This is a genomic window from Microbacterium sp. HSID17254 (assembly GCF_003989315.1).
Taxonomy (GTDB): Bacteria; Actinomycetota; Actinomycetes; order Actinomycetales; family Microbacteriaceae; genus Microbacterium.
In genome coordinates this window covers 1-16,639 of record NZ_RBLT01000036.1, presented here as the reverse complement: position 1 = coordinate 16,639, position 16,639 = coordinate 1, and the positions used below count along the sequence as shown (strand labels likewise).

Genomic DNA, 16,639 nt, shown 5'->3' with positions numbered 1-16,639 from the left:
TATCGACAGTCGTTATGTTAACGAAAGTCGATAAACCCTGACTCTCAGGAGGAGCTCATGCTCGCCACGGAAAGACGCCCTTCGCTCGCCGACGGCATCGCGCTCGGGCTCATCGCCACCGGTGCCGTCAGCGTCGGGATCGGCGCCATCGTCGCCGTCGCCCAGGCCGCCGGTGCCCTGTTCTCCCCCTCGCCCACGGTCGCGATGCCGGTGCACGACGTCGACCTCTCCGCCCTCGACGGCGTGGCCGGTGTCGAGGGCGCCACCGTCGACTCCGCCCTCGTCACGCTCACCGCGCCGCCCACGAGCGCCCGCTGGCTGCTGCTGCTCGAGACGGCGCTCCCCGCGCTCGCCACCGTGGCGCTGTGCGCAGTGGTCTGGTGGCTCGGCGTCTCCCTCATCCGCTCCCGCCCGTTCCGCGCCTCCCTCGGGTGGATGTTCGCCGTCGCCGCCTGCCTGCTGATGGCGGGCACCCTGTTCGGGCAGCTCGCCGGCGGCATCGGGCGGGCCGAGATCGTGAAGGATCTCGCCGCGACCGACCCCGCGGTCGAGGACGTGCTGTGGACGCTGCTCATGGAGTTCGATCTCGCGCCCGTGGGGTGGGCGTTCGCGCTGGCTCTCGTGGCAGGCGTCTTCACCATCGGCCGCCGTCTGCAGCGCGACACGGAAGGGCTGGTCTGATGATCTCGTTCGGCTCCGAGGCCGTCTGGCCGTCTCTGCTCAACATCGGGATCGCGCTCGCGGTCTGTGCGGCCGTCGTCGCCCTCGTCGTCTGGAACAGCCGCCGCCGTGGCAGCCGCACGGTCGCCCTCGACGCGGCGCTCACGCTGTCCGGATGGTGGATCACGCTCTCCGCACTGGGCGCGGTGGTCATCGTCGTCAAAGCGTTCGCCGTGGACTGGGCGGAGCTGCACGGTGCGACGACGATCTTCCTCGACTGGCCCTCGAGCCTCCCGTGCTCGGAGTACGGCGACAGCACGACGACGATGCTCAGCTGCGGCGGCACGGAGCTCTCGGACTTCACGGTGGGCCACGCGTCGCTCGGGCTGCGCCTCCTCGCCGCGGCCGCACAGCTCAGCAGCCTCGCCCTCACGACGATCCCCGCGGTGGTCCTCGCACTCATCTGCTTCCATACCCTCCGCGGCCGCGCGTTCTCCCGCACCGTGACCCGCGCCCTCGTCGGGGGTGCGATCGCGTTCGGGGTGCTGGGCGTGCTCTCCGATCTCCTGAGCGGAATCGCCGCCACCACCGGACTGCGCGAGGCCCTGCCGGCGGACAGCACCTGGTATCCGCAGACCTACTGGCTCACCGTCACCCCGCTGCCGTTCGCCGCGGCGCTCGGCCTCCTCGCCCTCGCCGCGGTGTTCCGTCAGGGCATGCGCGTGGAGCAGGAACGGGCCGCCCTGGAACGCGAGACGGAGGGCCTGGTGTGAGCCCGGCGGAGAGCGACGACGAGTCCACGGGCATCCACTGCCGTCTCGATGAGCTGCTGACGGCCCGCGGGATGACGCTGACGGAGCTGAGCGCCGCCGTCGGCGTCAGCATCGTGAACCTGTCGGTGCTGAAGAACGACCGCGCCCGCGCGATCCGCTACTCCACGCTGCGGGCCATCTGCGAGGCGCTCGACTGCGAGGTCGGCGACCTCCTCGTCCTCGCCGACCGCTGACTTCTGCCGGCCCACCCCCTTCCGCGCGCCCCGGTCCCTTACGGACGCACGCAGAGGGCCGGGACGCACGAAGAGGGGTGGGTCGGCGGGAGGGCGAGCACGATCGCACAGCGCTCCGCAAGCCCCTTCTATGAGTCGGCTGTGAGTGGATAGCGTCGTCGCATGATCAGCACCCGCATCCCCTCGCGTCGCGGCCTCCGCCTCCTGGCGATCGTCCCGGCCGCTGCCCTCGCCTTCTCCCTCGCCGCCTGCGCGGGAGAGAGCCGCCCCTCGGTCGACGAGGTCGCCGACGGCATCCAGAAGGTCTTCGAGGGCACCCCGCAGGAGGAGGCCATGACCGACGACGCCGCCACCTGCCTGGCCGAAGCCCTGGTCGACTCCGACCTCAGCGACGAGACGCTCGGCTACATCGCCGACGGCGAGGACAAGCAGCGGGACGAGGCCGACAAGGCCCTCACGACCCAGATCATCCAGGACAACCTCCAGGACTGCGTCACGCCCTGAGGGCGGCACGCAGCGAAGGATGACGGCCTGGGAGGGCGGCCGTCATCCTTCGTCATATCCGCCCAGGGAATTCTCAGGCTCTCCTAGCGTTGAGCCTCATGGCGTGCACCCGGCGCGCCGCGATTCTGGAGTCCCCACCTCAATGAGCACCACCGCACGCGCCCAGAAGGCGCCAGACACCCGCGGGCCGGTCCGGAAGCTGCTGACCTCGTTCGGCTTCCAGATCATCGCCGCCCTCGTCCTCGGCATCGCCGCCGGTCTGATCGGCCGTCAGCTCGGCGCCACGGCCGAGAACCCGACCGCCCTGTCGGCGACCCTCGACACGATCGGCAGCTCGTACGTCACGCTGCTTCGCGCGGCTGTCGTCCCGCTGATCTTCACCGCGATCGTCGCGAGCATCTCGAACCTCCGTCGCGTGCAGAACGCCGCCCGCCTCGCCGGGCAGACGATCCTCTGGTTCGCGATCACCGCCTTCATCGCGGTCATCATCGGCATCGTCCTCGGCCTCGTGATCCAGCCGGGCAGCCGCGCCGGCGAGGGCCTGGAGCCGGGCGAGCCGTACACGGTCGGCACCTGGTGGAACTTCCTCCTCGGCCTCATCCCGCAGAACTTCCTCGGCCTGACCGTCAGCACCTCCCCCGGAGCCACCGAGGGCGCGTTCACCTCGAGCGTCGGCTTCAACATCCTCCAGGTGATCGTGGTCGCGGCCGTCGTCGGCATCGCGGCGCTCAAGGCCGGCAAGAAGGCGGAGCCGTTCCTCGTCTTCACCGAGTCCCTGCTCAAGGTCATCCAGCGCGTGCTGTGGTGGATCATCCGCATCGCGCCCCTCGGCACGTTCGGCCTCATCGGCTCCGCCGTCATCAAGTACGGCTGGGAGAAGCTGGCGTCGCTCGGCTGGTTCGCGGCCGCGGTCTACATCGGCCTCGCGCTCGTGCTGTTCGTCGTGTACCCCATCCTGGTGCGCACGCACGGCCTCTCCATCAAGCAGTACTTCTCGGGTGTGTGGCCGGCGGTGCAGCTCGCCTTCGTGAGCCGCTCCTCCATCGGCACGCTGCCCCTCACGGAGCGCGTGACCGAGCGCAACCTCGGTGTGCCCCGCTCCTACGCCTCGTTCGCCGTGCCGCTGGGCGCGACGACGAAGATGGACGGCTGCGCCGCGATCTACCCGGCCATCGCCGCGATCTTCGTCGCGCAGTTCTTCGGCATCGAGCTGAACTTCGTGCAGTACCTGCTGATCGTGATCGTCTCGGTCGTCGGTTCCGCCGCCACCGCCGGCACCACGGGCGCGGTCGTCATGCTCACGCTGACGCTGTCCACCCTGGGTCTGCCGCTCGAGGGCGTCGGCCTGCTGCTCGCGATCGACCCGATCCTCGACATGGGCCGCACGGCCGTGAACGTCGCCGGTCAGGCGCTCGTCCCCGCGATCGTCGCGAAGCGCGAGGGCATCCTCGACGAGGAGCTCTACAACGCGCCGCGCGAGGGCCTGCCCTTCGCCGACGACTCCGGCGACGACGCTCCCGAGGCCGACGCCGCCTCCACCCCGGAGCCCGCCGGCGCCCGCTGACCCGGTCTCCTCACGAGCGCCCCACCTTCCTCTCGAAGGTGGGGCGCTCTTTTTATCTCCCTTCCCCGCCGAGCCACCCCTTTGCGTGCGCCCCGGCCCTGTACGCACGGGCGGAAAGGGGTGGGTCGACCGGAAGGGGGTGGGTCGGCGGAAAGGAGGGGTCAGTTGCGGCTCAGGGGGCGGGTCGCGCCGCGGGTGTCGAGCGCGAGCTCCTCGGCGTCCATCGCGGCCAGCAGCTCCCGCATGACCTCCTCGTCCAGCTCGCCGGCGTCCCGCTCCGCGACGAGGATCTCCCGCCGCACCTGCAGCCATCCCTTGGTCAGCGCGACGAGGTCGTCATAGGAGGGGCGGGCGACGGTGTCCTCGACCTGCTGTGCGTCGTCGGTGTCCTTCTCCACCCGGGTCATGCGCTTGGTGAAGGCATCGAACATGCCGAGGTCGACCTCGCCGTGCTTCTGCTCCCACTCCCGGCGCTTCTCGGCGAGGTACGCCTTGCCGGCCTCGCGGCTCTTGGCCTTGACCATCTCCAGCGCCGCGACGTCCTCCGCGTGCTCCTCATCCCCCGCGATCTCGAGCCGCCGGATGAGCAGCGGCAGGGTGAGCCCCTGCAGCAGGAGCGTGCCCACCGTGACGATGAAGGCGACGACGACGATGGCGTGCGAGGCCTCGGTGTCGAGCCCGGCCAGATCGGCGGCGGCCACCGCGATCGCCAGGGTCACCACGCCCCGCATGCCGGCCCACGAGATGACCGCGTTGTCCTTCCACGTGAGCCGCAGCCCGGCCATGCGTTCCCGCACGATCTGCGTCCGCAGCTCATCCGTGCTCTGGTCGCGCCACCGCCGGGACCGCCGTCGCCGTTCGTCGAACTCCCCGGATGCGATGCCGCGATCCATGCGGGCGAGCCGGCGGCGGTCCTGGAAGTTCGACCACGCGCTGATCGGGTAGATGTAGAGCGGCCGCACCACGAGCACCACGAGCAGCACGGCGCCGGAGAGCAGGAGGATGTGCCCCACCGACTCGCTGCCGAGGTCGCTGAGCACCCGCGGGAACTGGAGGCCGATGTAGGCGAACACGAAGCTCTCCAGCAGCAGGTCGGCCGAGAGCCACAACGGCGCCTCCTGCTGCCGGGTCGTGTAGTCGGTGCGCGGGGCGTTGAAGCCGACGAACAGCCCCATGGCCACGACCGCCAGGACGCCGGAGCCGAGCAGATGCTCCGCGATGTTGTACGCACCGAACGGGGCGAGCAGACCGAAGGTGCCGATCACCACCGGGTCGCCGATGCGCATGCGGAGCTGATGCAGGACGATCCCGAAGATCAGCCCGATGCCCACCCCCACGCCGACCGCGAGGAGGAACTGCCAGATCCCATCCCAGACGGTCAGCGTCGCCCCGGCGAGGATGGCCGCGAACACCCGGTAGAGCGTGAGCGAGGTCGCGTCGTTGATGAGGCTCTCCCCGGACAGCACCGTCATGATGCGGCGAGGTAGACCGAGACGACGGCCGATCGCCGCCGCCGACACCGCGTCCGGCGGGGCGACGATGGCGCCCAGCAGCAGCGCGCCGGGCAGCGTGAGCGACGGCAGGATCCACCAGGCCACGAGCCCCACGGCGAACGCGGTGAGCAGCACCAGCCAGATCCCGAGACGGCGGATCTGCGGCAGGCTGCGCTTGAACCCGACGAACGACACGTCGAGGGCGGCGGAATACAGCAGCGGAGGCAGCACGAGCCCGAGCAGCAGGTGCCCGTCGATCTCCAGCTCCGGCACGAACGGCAGGAACGAGGCGGCGAGCGCCACGACGGTCACGAGCAGCGGGGCCGGCCACCCCCGCGACCGCGCGACGGCCGCCACGGCGACAGCTCCGACGAGGACGTAGAAGATCCCGGCTTCCATGCGGAAAGCGTAGCGGCGTCGTCGGCTCCCCCTGTCCGCCGGTCGTCAGTCGCGGGCGGAGCGCTCGCGTTCCGGCGCCTCCGCGTCGAGAGCCTCCCGGAGGCCCGCGTTCTCATCCTGCAGGTCGAGGACCCGCGCGATCCCGGCGATGTTGATGCCGTCGCCGCGGAGCTCGGCCGCGCGACGCAGGCGGGTGATGTCATCGTCGCTGTACCGGCGCGTGCCGCCGTCGCTCCGGGCGGGCGCGAGGAGGCCCTTGCTCTCGAAGAGCCGGATCGTCGCCTCGGGCAGGTCGACGAGCTGCGCGGCCACGGCGATGCCGTAGAGCGGGGTGCGCGAGTCGCGTGCGGTCATGAATGTCCTCGTCTCCGGATCGGGGTTGCGAAGATTCCTGCGTGTGTTCTATAATAAATCTATACCTCAGGTGCAGATAATCTGCACACCACCTCAGCCCTTGCAGGGCCGCACGAAAGGAGACACCTCATGGCACTGACCTTCGATCCCTTCAGCCAGCTCGACCGCTTCGCCGCGAGCGTCCTGGACTCCGTGCGCGCGCCCCGGTCGATGCCGGTGGACCTGTACCGCGACGGGGACCGCTACATCCTGCACGCCGACCTCCCCGGCGCCGACCCCGGCTCCATCGACGTCGACCTCGACGGCGGGCAGCTCACGATCCGCGCACAGCGCACGGCCGACACCCGCGAAGGCGTGCGCTGGCTCGCCCGCGAGCGCGGCGCCGGATCGTTCCTGCGCCAGTTCTCGCTCGGCGACGGAGTGGACCTCGACAACATCAGCGCCTCGTACGAGAGCGGTGTCCTGTCGGTCGTGATCCCCGTCAGCGAACGGGCGAAGCCACGCAAGATCGTCGTCGAATCCGGCGAACAGCGCCAGGCGATCGACGCCTGAGCACCCGGGGGCGGTGCTGCGGCACCGCCCCCCTCTCATCCTCTTCTCACGGAAAGGACGAAACATGGCACTCTCCCCGACCCTCGACCGCTTCCTCGCCGAGATGGAGTACCCCGCGACCCGCGACGACCTCCTGCGCGAAGCCGCGCGGGAGGGACTGCCGAACCACGACCGTGCGGCGCTGCACGACCTGCCGGAACAGAGCTTCAGCGCCGCCTGGCTCATCCGCTATCGCCTCGCCAGGAACGCGCTCGCCGACGCGCTCACCCCCGCCTCGCGCCTCGCCGCGTAGGGAATGCCGGAGCGGCCGCCGAGGTTACATCCGGAGATGAACGACGTCGCCCTCTCCGTCCTCGACCTCGTGCCGGTCCGCTCCGGCCAGACCAGTGCCGAGGCCATCACCGCCTCCCTCTCCCTCGCCGCGACCGCCGACCGGCTCGGCTATCGCCGGTACTGGTTCGCGGAGCACCACAACATGCCCGCGGTCGCATCGACCACGCCGCCGGTCCTCATCGCGGCCGCCGCCACGCGCACCTCGCGCATCCGCCTCGGCTCCGGCGGCGTGATGCTGCCGAACCACGCGCCCCTGATCGTCGCCGAGCAGTTCGCCGCCCTCGAGGCCATCGCCCCCGGCCGCATCGACCTGGGCCTCGGCCGCGCGCCGGGCAGCGACCCCGTGATCACTCAGCTCCTCCGCGGGTCAGGGACCACCAGCGACGTGGAGCAGTTCCCCCGCCACGTGCAGGACATCGCGGCGCTCTTCACCGCCGACGGCGCCACGGTGCGCTTCACCTCCGGCGGGGAGTACACCGTGCGGGCGACTCCCGCCGCGACCGGGGTGCCCGAGGTGTGGCTGCTGGGGTCGAGCGACTACTCCGCGCAGCTCGCCGCCTCCCTCGGCCTGCCGTACGTGTTCGCGAACCACTTCTCCGGACAGGGCCTGGAACGCGCCCTCGACCTCTACCGCACGAACTACCGCCCGAGCGAGGAGCACCCGGAGCCGCGGACCTTCCTCACCGTGAACGCCGTCGCCGCCCCGACCGCAGAGGAGGCGGAGGCCCGTGCCCTGCCGCAGCTGCGGATGATGGCGCGACTCCGACTCAACCAGCCGCTCGTCGCGCTCGAGACCGTCGAGCAGGCCCTCGCCGCGGAGCACGACGCCGCGACCGATCAGGTGGTCGAGGCCGCGCGGTCGCGGTGGTTCGTCGGCACCGGGGAGTCCGTCGCCGCCGAGGTGCGCTCCTTCGCGTCGACCTACGGGGTGGACGAGGTCATGCTCTCCCCCGTCGCCGGGGCCTATGACGCGGAGCCGAAGGACTCGGCCGCGGGGCGCGCTCAGACGCTGGAGCTCGTCGCGGGGGCGTGAGTCGCGTCGCGGGACGGGGGCGTTCCGTCGCGGGATCGATAACGCTCCCCCACGAGGCCCGGGCGGCGCCTTTCTGATCCCGCGTCCGGTCGGTCCCGCGTCCGGTTGCTTCCGCGTCCGGTTCCTTCCGCCCTGCGGGATCGATAACGCTCCCCTGCGCGCTTCCCGCAGCACCTTTCTGATCCCGCGTCTGGTCGGTCACTTGGTGCGGGATCGATAACGCTCCCCTGCGCACCTCCCGCAGCGCCTTCCTGATCCCGCGTCCGGTCGGTCACTTGGTGCGGGATCGATAACGCTCCCCTGAGCGCTTCCCGCGGCACCTTTCTGATCCCGCGGGCCGGCCGTCGTCGTCGCGCCACCCCGTGCGAGCGGGAATCGGGGCCCCGGCAGGTCCCGCAACGCGCTCTTCGCTCCGTCCGGGAGCCTCTCGCTGTCTCGGCATGCGGGACGGGAAACGTGCCTTCAGCGGTCGCTGGAGGGACACTTCTGATCCGGCGCGATGAAGAGACCTCTGCCACAATCGCAGGTCGATTCGAATTGTCCACAAGAGCCGGGCGGAGGATGATCGACCGCCCGGACGCCGACCCTGCACGGACAGCATGGACGCATGCGACACCGGATCCCTCTCCCGCCTGACCTCGGCCCTCATTTCGCCGTCCGTGACGCCGCGGCCATCGGGGTCGGGCGGAAGAGATACTCCAGCCGAGACCTCGCGCGGCCGTTCGCCGGAGTGCGGTCGGCGAACGAACCCGCCACGTTCGACGATCGAGTCGCCGCGTACCTTCCGCGCCTCCGTGAAGGCCAGGCATTCGCCGGACGCACGGCCCTCCGGCTGTGGGGGATTCCCGCGCCCGTCCGATGGTCGCCCGATGAGCCCCTCGACGTCGCCGTGCACACCGGGACCTCACCGCCAAGGACGGTCGGCGTCCGAGGGCGCCGCATCGCCCCGGGACGGGCGGACACATGGCACATCCACGGAGTTCCGACGGTCGATCCGGTCAGCGCACTGTTCCTCTGCGCGCGGGAGTTCGTGTTCACGCCGATCGTCGTGGCGCTCGATGCGCTGGTCGCATCGTCAGATGTCTATCCGGGGCTGCGGATGGGCCGGCCGGTCGCGACCATCGAGAGCATCGATCGACAGCTGACGCGATGGGGGCGGTTCCCCGGGTGCGGTCGCATACGCGATGGGCTGGCATTCGCACGACCGGGCGTCGAGTCGCCGAAGGAGACCGAGACCCGGCTGCTCCTCACGAGCTTCGACCTCCCGGAGCCCGCGATCCAGCACATCGTCTCCGTGGACGGACGCTTCCTCGCCCGGGTCGACCTCGCCTACCCCGAATGCCGCATCGCCATCGAGTACGAAGGCGACGGCCATCGGACGGACCGTGACCAATGGCGGATCGACATCCAGCGTCAGCGCGACCTCGAAGATCACGGATGGCTCGTGATCCGCGTCACCGAGCTCGATCTGCGCGACGGTGGCGCCGCCCTCGCCGCCCGTGTGCGTCGCGCACTCATGGTTCGCCACGGCATCCGGGGTTGAGGCGTGCTCATGGATGGGCGTTCGGTCCTCTCCGCGATGAGGGGGCTGGCTCCGGATGTCAGGGAGGCGTAGCCTCGGCGGCAGAGAGAGGGGTTCGACGATGAGCACCAAGACACTCGCACTCTGGGTCGCGTACGGGACGAACGGGGTGGTGGGGAGCATCCGCCACGATGAGAACGGCTATGTGGTGACCATGGCGGGAGCGGACGCGGCGGCCGGGACCTATCCCAGCCTCGCCTCCGCGAAGGGCGCGCTGCACGCCCGTATGCTGCCGGGCAGCGCCTGGCCGCGGTTCCAGGAGCACTGACCCGCTCCTCGTCGTGCGGGATCGAAACAGCACCTCCCGAGCCGGTACGAGGTGCGATTCTGATCCCGCGATACCTGCGGCTGTGGGGGATCGCGGCGGCGGGGTGCACCGGTTGGAAAACGGGCGCAGATCGTTCGGCGAACGTGCGTTATCGATCCCGCCAACTGGGGGCGCGGCATGCCGGATCGAAATCGGGCGCGGGCCGGTACGGGAACGTGCGTTATCGATCCCGAACGCAGGATGCACGCGCGTGCGTGCGGCGTCAGGACTCGGGTTCGCCGGAGAGGATGCCGCGGAGCCAGTCGCGGGCCTCGATGAAGATCTCGTCGGAGTAGCGGTCGGGATACTGCACGATCTGCCGGTCAGCACGCGGGTACGACCCGAGGAACACCACACGGGGGCTGAAGCGGCGGATCCCGAGCAGCGCGTCGGCCATCCGCTCGTGCTCGATGTGACCGTCCGCGTCGATCACGAACCGGTACCGGCCGAGTTCGTCGCCGATGGGCCGGGACTCGATGAGGGAGAGGTTGATGCCGCGCGTCGAGAACTGCTCCAGCATCTCGAGGAGAGAACCAGGGTGGTCATGCGGGAGCTCGACGATCAGCGAGGTCTTGTCGGCACCGGTCGGCGCGGGCGAACGCGTGGTGCGGGTGACGAGGACGAACCGGGTCACGGCCGCCGCGTTGTCGCCGATACCCTCGGCGAGCACATCCACGTCATAGTGCTGCACGATGCCGGGAGCGGCGATCGCGGCCTGCGCGGGCGAGGTGCCGTCGAGGACGCCGATGGCCGAGGCCACGTTGCTCGCCGCCGGCACATGCGAGTGGGTCGGGAGGTGTTCGCCGAGCCAGCCGTGACACTGCGCGTAGGCGACGGGGTGCGCGGCGATGACCTCGACCTGGTCGAGAGTGGTGCCGCGCGGCGCGACGAGGACGAAGTTCACCCGCACGAGGTACTCGCCGATGATCCGGAGCCCCGGCAGAGTCGCCAGCGCGTCCTGCGTGGTCGAGACCCCGCCCTCGATGGAGTTCTCGATCGCGATCATGGCCGCGTCGCTCCGCCCTTCGAGGACGTCCGCGAGCGCCTCGCCCACGTTGTGCACCGGTCGCCAGTCCTGTCCCCTGGCCTCGGCCACCTGGTCGAGCGCTGCCTCCGTGAAGGTTCCGGCTGGTCCGAGATAGCTGTAGGTGCGGCGTGCAGTCACGGCGTTCAGCCTATCCCTCGGTGACTCATGGGGTTCCCGCGTGTCAAGGCGGATGCGCGTATCGGCTGCACGGGGCAGACTGAGAGCATGAGCAGCCGTGCCGGCCTCCCCGCGGAGGAAAGTGACCTGATCGACGTCGACGAGCTGATCGCCGCCTACTACGACCGCGTGCCGAATCCGGATGTCGCGAGCGAGCGGGTCGTGTTCGGCACCAGCGGGCACCGCGGCTCGTCGCTCACGAAGAGCTTCAACGAGAACCACATCCTCGCCACGACGCAGGCCATCGTCGACTACCGCGCCGCGCAGGGCATCACCGGTCCGCTCTTCCTGGGGCGCGACACCCACGCGCTGTCCCTCCCGGCGGAGCGCAGCGCCATCGAGGTCCTGCTCGCGAACGGCGTGGACGTGCGCGTCGACGCCCGGGACTCGTGGGTACCGACTCCCGCGCTGAGCCACGCGATCCTCACGTACAACCGCGACCGCGCCGCCGACGACCCGGGCCGCGCGGACGGCATCGTCGTGACCCCCTCGCACAACCCGCCGCGTGACGGCGGCTTCAAGTACAACCCGCCCCACGGCGGTCCCGCCGACACCGATGCGACCGGCTGGATCGCCGACCGCGCCAACCAGCTCATCGCCGGCGGCCTGACCGAGGTCCGCCGCGAGCGCTTCGCCGACGTGGACTGGGACGCGATCACCGGATACGACTTCCGCGACGCCTATGTGCGCGACCTCCCGTCGATCATCGACATCGAGGCGATCCGCCGCGCCGGCGTGCGCATCGGCGCGGACCCGCTGGGCGGCGCGTCGGTGGAATACTGGTCGCTGATCGCCGAGATGCACGACCTCGATCTCACGGTCGTCAATCCCGAGGTCGACCCCACCTGGCGCTTCATGACCCTGGACTGGGACGAGAAGATCCGGATGGACCCGTCGTCCCCGTCGGCCATGGCATCGCTCGTGGCGAAGAAGGGCGACTACGACATCCTCACGGGGAACGACGCCGACGCGGACCGGCACGGAATCGTCACCCCCGACGCCGGGCTCATGAACCCGAACCACTTCCTCGCCGTCGCCATCGACTACCTCTTCTCGCACCGGGAGCACTGGCCGCGTGAGGCCGCCGTCGGAAAGACGCTCGTGTCGTCGATGATCATCGATCGCGTGGCCGAGTCGCTCGGGCGGCGTCTGCTGGAGGTTCCGGTGGGCTTCAAGTGGTTCGTGCCCGGACTGCTCGACGGCTCGGTGGCGTTCGGCGGCGAGGAGTCGGCGGGGGCCTCGTTCCTGCGCCACGACGGCTCCGTGTGGTCGACCGACAAGGACGGCATCCTCCTCTGCCTGCTCGCGGCCGAGATCCTCGCGGTGACCGGCAAGACCCCGTCGCAGCGCTACGCGGAGCTGGAGGACGCCTTCGGCGCTTCCGCCTACCAGCGCGTCGATGCCCCCGCGACCCCTGAGCAGAAGGCGACGCTCGGCAAGCTGGCCCCGGAGTCGGTGACCGCGACCACCCTCGCCGGCGAGGACATCATCGCGAAGCTCTCGCACGCCCCCGGCAACGGTGCGGCGATCGGCGGCCTCAAGGTGCAGACTCCGCACGCGTGGTTCGCCGCGCGCCCGTCCGGAACCGAAGACGTCTACAAGCTCTACGCCGAGAGCCTGCGCGGTCCCGAGCACCTCGCGGAGGTGCAGGCCGAGGCCCGCGCCGTGGTTTCCGCCGCCCTCGGCGACTGATCCTCCCTCCCCCGGCGCCGCGTCCGCGCGTGCTCCGGGATCGAAACCGCTCCCCTCGGCCACCGCCGGGGGGAGTTTTCGGTCCCGCCCTCCGGGCGCCGGCGAGGGACCCTGGTGATCCGGTCCACCCCGAGGCCGGGCGGACGAGCCCGCGGCGGGATCGGAAACGGGCCTGGCAGGCATCGGGGAGGGACGTTGTTGATCCCGTCACCCCGGGGCCGGGCGGGAGCGGACGCGAAAAGCCCGTGGCGGGATCGGAAACGGGCCTGGCACGGACTGGAGAGGGGCTTTCTTGATCCCGCTAGCCGGGGCGCGGCGGGAGGGGACGCGCAAAGCCCGTGGCGGGATCGAAAGCGGGCGCGGCAGGCACCGGGGAGGGACGTGATCGATCCAGCCACACCCGGGCGACGATTCCGCTCCCGGGACTTGCTGACAATGGGACGGTCGTACGGTGCACCACCCGGTGCGGGATCAAGAACGACCCTCGTCAGCGTTTCGCAGGAGCATTCTTCATCCCACGCCGGACCGTCGGTTCCGTGCACGCTCGGGCGATGAGGCCCCTCCTGTTGTCGCGGGTCGGTCCGTCGGCGCCGATCCGTCCGCCCCTCCTCTTGCGGGATCGAAAACGGGCTCGTCGGGGGTCCCGGACGGGCCTTTTCGATCCCGCTCCGCCGACCGCCCCTGCTGCGGGATCGAAACCGGGCCCGGGGGACGCTGGGGAGGGGCGGTTTTGATCCCGCACACGGGCGAGGGGCGAGGGGCGGGGGCGCGGGCGGGACGGGGGCGGGGGCGGGGCGGGACGGGGGGCGGGGGCGGGACGGGGGCGCGACGGGGGCGGAGGCGGGTCAGTCGGCGTCGGTGGAGGAGCCGAGGAGCTCGCGGACGCGGCTCGAGACGCGGTGGAACTCCTCCGTCTCCAGAACATCGGCGTAGCCGCGGCGGGCCGGGAGGTCGACGCGGTGCTCCTCCAGGATCCGCCCGGGGCGCGGCCCCATCACGATGACGCGACTGGCGAGGTAGACGGCCTCCGCGACCGAGTGGGTCACGAGCAGCACGGTCGTGCCGGTGGCGCTCCAGATCCGGTTGAGCTCGACGTTCATACGCTCGCGCGTGAGGGCGTCGAGGGCACCGAACGGCTCGTCCATGAGCAGCACCCGCGGCTCGTGCAGCAGGGCGCGGCACAGCGACACCCGCTGCTGCATGCCGCCGGAGAGCTCGTGCGGCAGCGACTTCTCGAAGCCGGTGAGACCGGTCATCTCGATGAGCTCGTCGGCGCGGGCCTGAGCCTTGCGCATGTCCATCCCGCGCATCTCGGCCTGCAGGAGGATGTTGCCGCGGACGCTGCGCCATTCCAGGAGCGCCGCCCGCTGGAACACGTAGCCGATATCCTGTCGCGGACCGCGGACCTCGTCGCCGCGCAGGCGGATGCTGCCGCGGCTCGGAGCGGTGAGTCCGGCGACGGCCTTCAGGAGGGTCGACTTGCCGCAGCCCGAAGGTCCGGCGATGGAGAGGAACTCCCCCTCCTCGACGCGCAGGTCGACGCCCTCGAGGGCCGTGACCTGGCGCCGCTTGGAGGCGAAGGTGATCGCGAGATCCGAGACCTCGAGCGCCGGAGCGGTGCCCGTGGCCGCGGGTCCGCGTTCCTGCTGAACGTGAGTGTCCATGACGATCGGTCTCACTTCCCGGGGGTGAAGGCGTCGTCGAAGTAGGTCTCCACGTCGCCGTCGCCCGAGATGAGCCCGGCCTCGGACAGCACCTCCAGCGTGGACTCCCAGTCCTCGGTGGCGTTCGCGCCGGGAGCCTGGCCCTCGGTGGCGTCGGTGTGGAGCAGCTCGATGGTCTCCTCCCACTGGTGCAGCAGCACCTCCTGCGACGGCATCTGCGGGTCCTTGCCCTCCATCGCCGCCACGGCCGCCTCGGGGTCCTCCTGCGCGGCCTCGAAGGCCTCGGAGGTCGCCGCGACCAGCGCCTCGACGAGCTCCGGGTCGTTCTCGATGGTGTCGGTGGGCGCGATGAGGCCGTTGCTGAAGAAGTTCAGGCCGGCGTCGGAGTAGCGCAGGTACTCGACGTCCTTGCCGCTCTTGTCGGCGATGGTCGGGCCCTGGTCGTGCGCGAAGCCGATGAGGCCGTCGACCTTGCCCGAGAGCATGGCGGCGATCTTGCCCGCGGCGTCGAGGTTCTGCTGCGTCACATCGCCCTCCTCCAGGCCCACGGCCTCGAGGTACATCGGGAAGGTCGTGGTCGGGGCGTCGCCCGCGGAGACCGCGATGGTCTTGCCCTTGAGGTCTTCCGGGCTGGAGATGCCGGAGTCGGCGAAGACCTGCACGGCCGACGGCGTGGTCTGCAGGAAGACGCCGACGCTCTTGATGCCGACGCCCTTGTCGATGTTCGCGAGGACGGCGGGGGTGTCCGCCCAGCCGAAGTCGACCTGCCCCTGCCCGACGGCCTGCGCGGTCTTCGTCGAGCCCTGGCCGGCCTTGATCGTGAGGTCGATGCCGTGCTCCTCGAAGATGCCCTGGTCGACGCCGTAGTAGAACGCGGCGTGCTCGCCGTACGGGTACCAGTTGAGCATGAGGGTGACCGGCGTGAGCTCGCCGCCGTCACCGTCGCCGGAGCTCGCCGGGGCCGTCGATCCTCCGCAGCCGGAGAGGGCGAGCACCGCGGCGGACGCGAGGGCGATCGAGCTGAGGATGGTGCCTGACTTCTTCATCAGTGCCTTCTTTCGTGGGGGCGAGGGGGGTCAGAGTCGAACGGTGGCCGCGGCGACGTCGCGCTTGGAGGCGTGCCACGGGATGAGGAAGCGCTCGGCGATCTGGATGATGCCGAAGAGGATGACGCCGAGCAGCGACATGATGATGAGCGCGGCGAAGAGCATCGCGGTGTCGAGGTTGCCGTTGGCCTGGAGGATCACGTAGCCGAGGCCCTCGTTCGCGCCGACGAACTCGCCGACGACGGCGCCGGTGACCGCGAGGGTCGCGGCGACCTTGAGGCCGGAGAGGAGCTCGGGCAGAGCCGCGGGCAGCCGCACCTTGAGGAAGGTCTTGAAGCGGCTGGCTCCCATGGTCGACGCGAGCTGGAGGATCTCCGGGTCGACGGTGCGCAGACCCGCGAGGCCCGAGATGACGACAGGGAAGAACGCCATGAGCACCGCCACGAGGATCTTCGGCTCCGCCCCGAACCCGAGCCAGACGACGAACAGCGGGGCGATGGCGATCTTCGGGATGACCTGCGCGAAGAGGATGACGGGATAGAGCGTCTGCTCCAGGCCTCGCGAGTAGACCATGAGCACCGCGACGAGGACGCCGACGACGACCGCGATGACGAACCCGATCACGGTCTCGTAGGTGGTGACCCAGGTGTTCTGCGCAAGGTAGGCGGCGTTGTCGGTGAAGGCGGCCCAGGTGTCGGCCGGCGACGGGATGATGAAGGCCGGCACCCAACCGAGGCTCGTGGAGACCCACCAGAGCGCGAGTACCGCGAGCACGAAGACGAGCGGGTGCCAATGGCGGCTCCACCAGCGGACGATGCCCGGAGGCTCGGGACGATCGGCGGCCAGCGCCAGGGTCATGGTCGCGGAGGGGGCAGACGACATGGGGTCCTCGACATCTTCGTGAAGGATTCGGGAAAGCGCATTCCCGTTCGGTGTTGCGAGTCTATGCCGACGGTTCTGCCGTGTCAACGCATGGCCGTGTCCCCGCCGTCGTCGCCCCCGCGGGCGGGGCGTCCAGGCCGGTCACCGCGTCCGGGCGAGAGCCGCGCCCGCGACCCGCAGCCACCGTGCGGGATCGGTCAGGGCGGCGGTCGTCGACCCCGCCAGCGCGGTCAACGACACCGCCTCCGCGAACAGGGTCGTGTCCGCATCCTCCGCGATCCGTCCTGCGGCGAGCAGCGGTCGCGCCCCCGCCTCCGCCGCGAGCGCGGCGAGGAACGACGGCACCTTCCCGTCGCCCGACTGT

17 protein-coding genes and 1 pseudogene are annotated in these 16,639 nt (G+C 70.6%); 11 read left to right on the top strand and 7 right to left on the bottom strand.

Annotated elements, in window-relative coordinates; all coding sequences use genetic code 11:
- The first annotated feature begins 57 nt into the window (after positions 1–57).
- The 5 genes from D8M34_RS15015 to D8M34_RS14995 all read left to right on the top strand — a co-directional run bounded on the left by D8M34_RS15015 (position 58) and on the right by D8M34_RS14995 (position 3,734).
- Positions 58–681 carry a hypothetical protein gene (locus D8M34_RS15015; RefSeq protein WP_085605977.1) on the top strand — a complete coding sequence of 208 codons (624 nt, stop codon included), beginning with the start codon at positions 58–60 and terminating at the stop codon, positions 679–681.
- Positions 681–1,433, top strand: coding sequence for a hypothetical protein (locus D8M34_RS15010; RefSeq protein WP_126894384.1), 753 nt, complete (start codon positions 681–683; stop codon positions 1,431–1,433). Before D8M34_RS15015 ends, D8M34_RS15010 begins: the two co-directional genes overlap by 1 nt.
- Complete coding sequence (locus tag D8M34_RS15005) at positions 1,430–1,666, top strand: helix-turn-helix domain-containing protein (RefSeq protein ID WP_126894383.1); 237 nt, start codon at positions 1,430–1,432, stop codon at positions 1,664–1,666. The genes D8M34_RS15010 and D8M34_RS15005 overlap by 4 nt, the downstream gene beginning before the upstream one ends.
- A 162-nt stretch (positions 1,667–1,828) precedes the next feature.
- Complete coding sequence (locus D8M34_RS15000) at positions 1,829–2,170, top strand: hypothetical protein (RefSeq protein ID WP_025105474.1); 342 nt, start codon at positions 1,829–1,831, stop codon at positions 2,168–2,170.
- A 142-nt stretch (positions 2,171–2,312) separates the two neighbouring features.
- Positions 2,313–3,734: a dicarboxylate/amino acid:cation symporter gene (locus D8M34_RS14995; protein ID WP_174235396.1), complete on the top strand. Its 1,422-nt coding sequence runs from the start codon at positions 2,313–2,315 to the stop codon at positions 3,732–3,734.
- Between the two features lie 161 nt (positions 3,735–3,895).
- Here D8M34_RS14995 and D8M34_RS14990 read toward each other — a convergent pair whose 3' ends face one another.
- Complete coding sequence (locus D8M34_RS14990; protein ID WP_085605971.1) at positions 3,896–5,626, bottom strand: cation:proton antiporter; 1,731 nt, start codon at positions 5,624–5,626, stop codon at positions 3,896–3,898.
- A 45-nt stretch (positions 5,627–5,671) separates the two neighbouring features.
- The gene (locus D8M34_RS14985) at positions 5,672–5,980 is read right to left on the bottom strand and encodes a MerR family transcriptional regulator (RefSeq protein WP_025105471.1); all 309 of its coding nucleotides are present in this window, start codon (positions 5,978–5,980) and stop codon (positions 5,672–5,674) included.
- A 129-nt stretch (positions 5,981–6,109) separates the two neighbouring features.
- On the opposite strand from D8M34_RS14985, the gene D8M34_RS14980 reads away from it, so the two are divergent.
- The 5 genes from D8M34_RS14980 (at position 6,110) to D8M34_RS14960 (ending at position 9,748) form a co-directional block, all read left to right on the top strand.
- Positions 6,110–6,532 carry an Hsp20/alpha crystallin family protein gene (locus D8M34_RS14980; RefSeq protein ID WP_025105470.1) on the top strand — a complete coding sequence of 141 codons (423 nt, stop codon included), beginning with the start codon at positions 6,110–6,112 and terminating at the stop codon, positions 6,530–6,532.
- 64 nt (positions 6,533–6,596) lie between these two features.
- The gene (locus D8M34_RS14975; protein ID WP_025105469.1) at positions 6,597–6,824 is read left to right on the top strand and encodes a DUF2795 domain-containing protein; all 228 of its coding nucleotides are present in this window, start codon (positions 6,597–6,599) and stop codon (positions 6,822–6,824) included.
- Between the two features lie 36 nt (positions 6,825–6,860).
- Entirely contained in the window at positions 6,861–7,898 is a 1,038-nt protein-coding gene (locus D8M34_RS14970) for an LLM class flavin-dependent oxidoreductase (RefSeq protein ID WP_025105468.1), read from the top strand.
- A gap of 607 nt (positions 7,899–8,505) precedes the next feature.
- Positions 8,506–9,441, top strand: a complete 936-nt coding sequence (locus D8M34_RS14965) for a hypothetical protein (protein ID WP_126894382.1) — start codon at positions 8,506–8,508, stop codon at positions 9,439–9,441.
- 100 nt (positions 9,442–9,541) lie between these two features.
- Positions 9,542–9,748 (top strand): hypothetical protein, encoded by a 207-nt coding sequence (locus D8M34_RS14960; protein ID WP_025105466.1) that lies wholly within the window; start codon positions 9,542–9,544, stop codon positions 9,746–9,748.
- Between the two features lie 262 nt (positions 9,749–10,010).
- Here D8M34_RS14960 and pheA read toward each other — a convergent pair whose 3' ends face one another.
- Entirely contained in the window at positions 10,011–10,961 is a 951-nt protein-coding gene (pheA, locus tag D8M34_RS14955; protein WP_029990079.1) for a prephenate dehydratase, read from the bottom strand.
- Between the two features lie 78 nt (positions 10,962–11,039).
- On the opposite strand from pheA, the gene pgm reads away from it, so the two are divergent.
- A complete protein-coding gene (pgm, locus tag D8M34_RS14950) occupies positions 11,040–12,683 on the top strand; it encodes a phosphoglucomutase (alpha-D-glucose-1,6-bisphosphate-dependent) (protein WP_126894381.1) in 1,644 nt (547 codons plus the stop codon).
- 845 nt (positions 12,684–13,528) lie between these two features.
- Here pgm and D8M34_RS14945 read toward each other — a convergent pair.
- The 4 genes and pseudogenes from D8M34_RS14945 to D8M34_RS19020 all read right to left on the bottom strand — a co-directional run.
- Complete coding sequence (locus tag D8M34_RS14945) at positions 13,529–14,347, bottom strand: ABC transporter ATP-binding protein (protein WP_126894380.1); 819 nt, start codon at positions 14,345–14,347, stop codon at positions 13,529–13,531.
- Between the two features lie 11 nt (positions 14,348–14,358).
- A complete protein-coding gene (locus D8M34_RS14940) occupies positions 14,359–15,393 on the bottom strand; it encodes an ABC transporter substrate-binding protein (RefSeq protein ID WP_025105462.1) in 1,035 nt (344 codons plus the stop codon).
- 30 nt (positions 15,394–15,423) lie between these two features.
- On the bottom strand, positions 15,424–16,275 hold the full coding sequence (locus tag D8M34_RS14935) for an ABC transporter permease (RefSeq protein ID WP_025105461.1): 852 nt from the start codon (positions 16,273–16,275) through the stop codon (positions 15,424–15,426).
- 141 nt (positions 16,276–16,416) lie between these two features.
- Positions 16,417–16,639 (bottom strand): annotated as a pseudogene (locus D8M34_RS19020) (glycerate kinase); the annotation flags it as partial.